The following is a 7982-nucleotide window of genomic DNA, read 5'->3' on the forward strand; positions in this document are numbered from 1 at the left end:
TAAATAAAGAACTGGCGTTAGAAATTGTAGTATCAAATCCGTTAGCACTTCCACCTGCACCAGTTATATGGGTACCAAATCCTGGATTAGGATTTTGATTGTTTGCAATAATTGTGTTATTATTATTTACTCCTTCTTGCCAATTTGCCCTGATTGTTGAGCTCGTAGTAACAGCAGAACTAGTAAACCTAAAAGCTCTCTTAGCAGGGAAATAACGCTGTGTAGTTACGTTGGTTGCTCCGATTAAAGTTCCTGTCATTGCACCAAATTCTGCTGTTCCGGTCGCATCCGATTCAAACAAAACTGGTCTTGCATTAAAATTTGCCGAACCATCAACAGTTAATGAGGCAGTTGGCGCAATAATTAAAGATGCAGTTCCATCTAATGTTAACGAACCTGAGTTTCCAACAGTAAAGTTAACATCAAGTGTTGGTGTTCCGCTGGATATAGTAATTATAGAAGAATCTAATGGAACACTACCACAAGACCAATTGGCAGTATCACTCCAAAGACCTGTTGTTCCTACCCAACTTACGTTGTTTGAAACAGTCATAGAAATACTATTTGATGTCGCNGTGTAGCAGTAAAAGTAACGCTTGTTCCTTGGCAAATTGCTGTTTCACTTGCAGCAATACTAACACTTGCCGTTAAAATTGGATTTACTGTTATTGTAACAGGATCACTATCAGAAGCATCTCCAAATTCATTTTGTGCTACACGCTTAAAATAAGTGGTTTGAGTTAACACTCCAGGCGAATAAGATTCCGATGTTGCATTATTTATAGTACTATAACCTGTATTAACACTTGTAGTCGACTGTTCCCAAGAGTAATTAATCGTTCCTGAACCTGAACCCGAAGTTATATTGGTTAAAGGACTTGGAGCAATACCCGAACAAATAGTTTGATCGCTTCCTATTACTCCATGGTTTATATATGTAATCATTAATTGGAAAGGATAAACCTTTGAACATCCTGTTGTAGTATTAGTAATGGTTAAATTAAAACCATATTCAGCAGCTGCACTTGGAGGTATTGTAACTGTTATTGGAGAATTAGTTAAAGTTGCATTATTAATTGGAACAAAATTTGGCATTACAATGGAATTACCTCCTGTAGCTCCTGTAGTTATAGAATACTGATTTGGAGAACCTGTTGTAGCCGTATAGGGTATAAGGAATGAAGTAGCTGATGGTGAAACGTTATCAATAAAACCTAAGGTAATAGAAGTAGTGTTTAGTGTTATTGTTAAATTTGAATTTGAAGTACAATTACCATTAGTTATTGTCCATGTTAAAGTATATGTACCAGCACCACCATCAGGTGTGAAAGTTGCAGTTGGACTAGCTGTATTACTAAATTGTGTAGCGTTAGTACTTGGTCCACTAACCGTCCACGAACCATTACCAAAACTAGGAGTATTTGCAGACAAGGTAAAGATAGTTCCAATACAGTCTGCTTGGTTTGGACCTGCATCAGATGTTAGCGTACATGTACTTCCTAGGGTAAAATTATTAGTTCCTGTTAAAGTAGTAAAGCCAGTTTCATTAGTGAAATTTGGCGATGTAGTGGCATTAGAAGTTATAGTTCCTGATTCTTTTTTAAGCATAGCTACTGTTCCTGTTGTAGTATCTCCAGTTGGATCTAGAGTTACATTATAGGTAAATGCACTTCCACCTGTTTGAGAAATATCCCAAGTACGTGCATTATTAAGATTTGTACCAGCAGGTAACGTACCTGTTAATGCCGTTTCAAACTGTTCCATAGATACTGTACTTGTTCCTGTTAAAGCAGTGTATTCCAATGTCACAGGACGATAAACACCACCTTTTCCTACTGGAAAAGTTTTACTGCCAATAGTACTGTAAAGTCTATTTAATTTACCATTTACATATTTTGTAGAAGTGGCATTGGTAATACTACCTGATGCACCAATTGTAATTGGTGTTGCAGTAGCAGCTGTTAGCAATCCATTTTTAAAATCTAAATTGTTGGTAGCTGTTAAGCTTTGAGATAGGGTAACTCCGGCACTTCTATTTATCACAATACTATTAACTGTAAGAGCAGTTGGTGTAGTTGTAAATATGCCCGTAGCAGCTCCTTGGAATTCGTAATTTGCTAATGAGGAGAAGTTTTTAATGAATGTAGTAATAGATCCTTGAACACCTGTAGGATTAGCAGTTATTAATGTAGCGCCAGATGCTAGCGTAAAACCAGTATTAATAGCATTTACTGTTGAACTACCTCCACTAACTATAAATGTACTTGTATCTAAAGTTCCGTTAACGGTAAAAGTATTATAAGGAACATTAGTTGCTCCGATTGGGGTATTTGTTAGTAATTTCACTACTGTTCCAGTATTAACGGCATAAATACCTCCATAGTATGTACTGCTTGAAGTTCCATTATAGGTTAGTGTTTGTGGCGAAAGTATTGTTCCAGTTCCATTAAATGTAAATCCTTTAGAAGTTCCAGAACCTCCAGTTGTTGGTTGCCCTGTTGTATTTGACCAAATATAATTGCCTTTAATCCCAAAAGTTACATTATATATTGTACCACTTGAACCTCCAGCCATCCAATCAAAAGTTGCATTTGTGCCAAAGGTTGCATTCCCATTGGCTTGAAATAGAACGGTTGATGCAGTATTAGCAGTATTAGCTTCCATAAAAAAATTTCCACCAACTTCAGTAGCGCCACTTACTGTAATACTTGCACCTGCAGTGGCTGCTGCACCTGTTACATTAAATCTTCCAGCCGATTGGTTAAAGTTACCAGCTACCGTCATAGTAAATGCTGATGCTCCATTAACAAAGTTAACTGTACCTGCTGTTTGATTATAATTACCTGTAAGAGTTGAAGAACCATTAAATGTAAAAGTTCCTGATCCAGAAACTAGGACATTCGCATATCCATTTACTCCAGTAATAGTTGCTGTACCTGTTGATGTGTATTCAACAACGGATGATGCGCCTAAATTATATGTGGGTGTGTTAGTAACTGAGTTTAAAGAAGTAGTTGCACTACCCACAAAACCGTTTGTATTTGATGTTTTAAATGTACCTTTAATGTCAAAATTAGAACCCGTACCGCCAGTTGTAACTACAAATCCTACAGCATTAAATGTTGATCCTAAATCAACTGATAAAGCGTTTCCACCGTCAACACCATTTATAGTCAAAGCACTTCCTAATGTTGTAGTTGTATTATTCGAAACTTGAACTATATAATATATAAAACTAGCCGCAGAAGGTAATCCTGTAAAAGTTGTTGCCCCACCGCCTGTAAATAAAATTTTATCTATACCTGAACCAGTATTTGTGGCAACACCAGATGTATGATTCCATGCAGTGCGGACTTCTAGCGTTGTAGTAAGTCCCGTTGCTGTACATCTATCATCTAAGGTTCCACCATTGATATTGATTGTTCCAACACCGATTGTATTAGCAAGTCCGCTAGTGGCAGGGTTTAATACCAATGTGCCCGCTGTTACATTCACAGTTGTAGCAAGGTTTTGAGTGCTTGCAGAGTAAGGTAAGTTAAATACTCCACCTGTACCATTTATAGTTAATGTATTAAAGCTATTACCGCTAGAAACAACTGGTAGATTTGCAAATGAAAATCCCGTAGTTGATGTTAATGCTACCGTACTTCCTGTATTGGTGTAGGTATTTGTTCCGGGTGTAAAAGTTCCTGCAATAGTAATTGTTCCACTACTTGCTAATGTTCTGGCACCGGTTGATGAAGAAGTTAAATTGTTATAAGTAAAGGCAGGTATGTTTTGTGAACCTGTACCATTAAAATTTATAGTACTACCCGTGTTTGTAAATCCACCTGTGCCTGGTGTAAATGTCCCGCAAATTCCTATTGTTCCTGTACTGGATAAGACTCTTGATCCACCCGTTAAATTAAGATTACCATAATTCATTGCGGCAACTGTTTGTGAGGTTATTGCTGCATAATTAAAGGTACTGGCACAATCTAAATTTGTTGTAGCACTTCCTCCAAAAGTCACCGTGCCATTTACAGTTAGAGCAGTACCTGAAGCCATAGCAAAGGCTCCGGTACCATTTAAGGTAAAGTTATTTACTGCATAACTACTAGAATTAATTGAACATAATACTGCCGAGGTTCCATTGATTGTAACGTTATCTGTTGAAGAAGGAATTCCATTAGGCGACCAGTTGCTTGCCGTATTCCAATCATTCGTTAAACCAACCCATGTATAAGATACTGCTGGTAAATCACGGCCTGTCCATTCTACAGAACCAAGAGGAGCAGCTGTTTCAGATACTCCTGTGGCATTAGATGTTAAACTTCCTGTGGTATAAGAACCTGCCGATGTTATCCATGTAGAACCATCCCAATATGCTGCTTTAATAAGAGTAGCAGTACCGTTTTCATCCTCTGCTCCTGTAGCAGCAACAGCAGGATTAAGATAATAATTATAAGTACCGCCAGCACCATTCTCAGAAAAAGTCCAATAACGACTCAAATAATTGGTAGGTGTACCACCTGTATTAAGATTACTGCTTGCCGCATCTATTACTTTGGCACCTACAATACGAATGGTCGAGTTGGCAGTAAATTGAATTGTTACCGGTGAATAATGAATACTACCGCTATTATCTCCAATTGGAAACAAATAAGCACCTGTTGTAGCCGGAATACCTCTTTTAAATAAACCAGCACCATCAGTTACAATCATGTTAGTAGTACTTGGAGAAGTTGCAGTTAAAGTGCCTCCATTTGCCAATATCAAATCATTAGCCCCTAATGTCACTCTACCACCTATTAAGGTTATAGTCCCTGTTACAGTCCTTGTACCAGACAAAGTTATTGTTCTAGAAGCATTGGTATTATTAAAAGTAACGTTTACTGGTCCACTTGTCGCAGGAAATTCACTTCCTGTCGTTTGTGTTCCAACGGCTGTTGCATAAGTCAATGTTGTTGTTGTACTATAAGCAACCGTTCCAGAGGTAACTGCTGTACCACTTGAAGCAGCTGTAAAGGTAGCTCCAGCATTTACTGGCAATATACCTGTAACTGCAATACCTGTAGGATTAGAAACTCTATAGTTAATTAAATTCGTAATTGAACCCGAAATAGTTACAGACTGACTGGTTGAACCATTAAATTCAACTAAAGCAGTTGTAGCAGTTCCTGAATATCGCAACGTACCTGCTGTTTGATTAAAAGTACCTCCAACTTTTACAGTTCCTGAAGCACTAGTACTTACATTTCCTAAGTCAATAATACCATTACTTTGATTAAAATCCCCTAATACCGATAAAGTCCCTAACGATGAATTTGAAAATGCTATAAAAGTAGTACCTGTAGAGGAATGGGTAAAGTTTCCATTTATAGTAACACTTCCGTTATTGTTGGCAACATCAAAATTTCCTGTATTAGAAATAAGCAAATTGCCTCCTACGGTCAAAGCCCCTCCTGTAGTAGCTCTTAATTTATTTGTTCCTGTATTACGAATTTCAAAATTCCCTTGTATAGTAGTAGTAGTATTTACAAACAAACTCATTGTGGCTGTTTGACCAGAACAGTTATAAAGAATATTTCCAAAACTTTGTGATGCATTGGTCATTGTGGTTTGAGCAACGATTCCTGAAATATTCAGATTTGAAGTTGCGCCCCATGAAGCTACTGGAATAATGTTGCCAGTAATCATATTACAATTTGATCCATTACTGAAGATAAGGGTTCCAGTTGTACTAGTTATGGTAGGACTAACTGTTGATGACAAGTTAATAGTTCCTGTCACGGTAGCGGTAGTATTTGTCAAATTTAAAGTAGGGGTTCCAACAGTTGATGAAAAAGTTAAAGTACCACCAACACTAGTAGTTGTAGTTCCTGTGAAGTCCAAACCTACAGAATTACTACCACTTAAATTTAAAGTAGACCCTGATGGTATATCCAAATCGGTTCCTGTAGCACCTGCAATGGTTAAGGTCGCAGTAGCGGCAGATTGCACGTTGACATTGGCATTGTTAGTTAACAATAATTTTGATATGGTTTGCGATGTAAAACCAGTCACTGTAGGTGTTGGTGTACTAGAACCATCAAAAACCAAAATATCACTGGTTGCTGGTGTAGTTCTAGCAGGTGTCCAATTACTAGCTGTATTATAGGCAGCCGTTCCTGTTTGGTTCCAAGTATAAGTTGTTCCTCCTAGTGTTGCTTGTGTGCCACTTAATGCAGTACTTAAGCAACCTTCACTTAAAGAATAAACTCTCCACAAATAAGAGGTACTGGCAGTAAGACCAGTAACGGCTAAAGTGTTTGTTCCTAAATTTGTAGTATTTACATAGTTGTAAGTAGTTCCTCCGTCTGTTGAATTATAAACAGCATATTTTACTATTCCTGTTGTTGGTGAAGCTGCTGTCCAGTTCAATGTCATATTAGTAGTGCCTATTGAGGTAAAATTTAAACCTGTTGGTGCAGCAAGTGATGTTACGGTACTACCTGCATTTCCCGGAGGCGTAAAAGTATAAGCTTGATTAGTAACAGGCTTAGTAGAAATACTACTTGTTTCTGTAGTTGTACTAGTTGTTGCTGTATTTAATGCATTATTTAATGAAACAAAAGACCCAGAACCACTTCCAACGGCACTCAGCCCTATTGAGGCACCTGCACTGGCAAGAGCAGTGGCATCTGAGCGATATACATACTGAATAATACCTGTACTTTCAAAAAGCTTTACCTGAAATGACATAACAGCACCTCCAGCAGCACCTCCAGTACGAACCCAGTTTAACCATTCAAAAGTAAATACTCTTGAACCAACTGAACCTGTGGTTAAATAAGAAGCTTTGGCAGCAGGTGTAGTCCCTCTTCCATCCATATCATCCCAAAAAGGTGCTAAAACAGGTCTAACTACAGTTCCGCCAGTTGCTAAGTTATTAGTGATAGAATAACCGGAAGTTCCTGATGTAGAATTGTATAAGGATAAATAACCATCAGTTCCAGCTTGAAATTGTGTATAGCGTAATCCATTAAAATAAAAATCAAATCCAATTGATATCGGAGAAGAAATGGCATCATCAACTAACATTCCTGATAATGCTGTTCCACCGCTAAGCGGAACAAAAGCGCCTGCAGTTGTTGTTGCTTTAAAATTTGTTGTTCCACCATAATTTGCGATATTTTGCGCATCCACTATTTCACTAAAAAGCAAAACAAACAAAAACGACAAGGCCACCGTGAAACGGGTAAATGAATTATTACTTAGTTTAAAAGTAGGTTGAGTAAAATTTTTCATAAATTGAGTTGTATTATAAAATATATTTTAAAATAATTAGTTTTATTCAAAATTAATATTAAGAAAGCGCAATTATAAAGGCAGATATTTGTGAGTAAGTAAACTTATAAACTTGCTTTTTTTAAACTTAAAGTCTAAAAAAATAGGGTCTATTTGGTTTATAGATTTGACATTAAATACTTTGCGTTTTTTTGTTAAATATAATTTTTAAAACTATTTATTTTTAAATGAATTAATAAGTGGTTTAATATTTAAAATAAGTGTATTAAAACCATCTCTTTTGCATAAGAGGTTTAAGTTAATATACTTAATTTAGACTTGCCATATAATTTGCATTTAGCAATTTAGAATATTAGGAATAGGAAGTAAGGATATTTAGTTTGTCCATAATTTATATAAATTTTAAATGAATTTATTTGAGAGTATACAATGAATTTATTCAGTCTATTAAAATAAATGGACATTCAGATAATAATTCTTATAATAAAATATAAATGCCCTAGAGAGTTTCTAATTCTTTAGGGCATTCTTGTTGTTAATAAAGGTTAAATTTATTTTAGTTTGCTTGATTAATTTTTCTTTGTTTTTTTACTATTGATAACCCAGCTAAAATTATTCCTGAAAATATTAATAGTCCTAGTTTGTCGTCTATGGGCAAAACAGGTGTGTTGTCTGCTGTGTCTTCTTCAAAAGCAGGAGGCGGAGCTTGCCCT

1 protein-coding gene and 1 pseudogene are annotated in these 7982 nt (G+C 36.4%); both read right to left on the reverse strand.

Features of this window, described 5'->3' with window-relative positions; genetic code table 11:
• A pseudogene (locus ABD771_RS04715) lies at positions 1 to 553 on the reverse strand (hypothetical protein); the annotation flags it as partial.
• Entirely contained in the window at positions 550 to 7269 is a 6720-nt protein-coding gene (locus ABD771_RS04720) for a fibronectin type III domain-containing protein (RefSeq protein WP_345091342.1), read from the reverse strand. The pseudogene ABD771_RS04715 and the gene ABD771_RS04720, both read right to left, overlap by 4 nt.
• Positions 7270 to 7982 lie beyond the last annotated feature (713 nt).

The sequence above is a fragment of the Flavobacterium chungnamense genome, assembly GCF_039539165.1.
In the GTDB taxonomy this organism is placed as follows: domain Bacteria; phylum Bacteroidota; class Bacteroidia; order Flavobacteriales; family Flavobacteriaceae; genus Flavobacterium; species Flavobacterium chungnamense.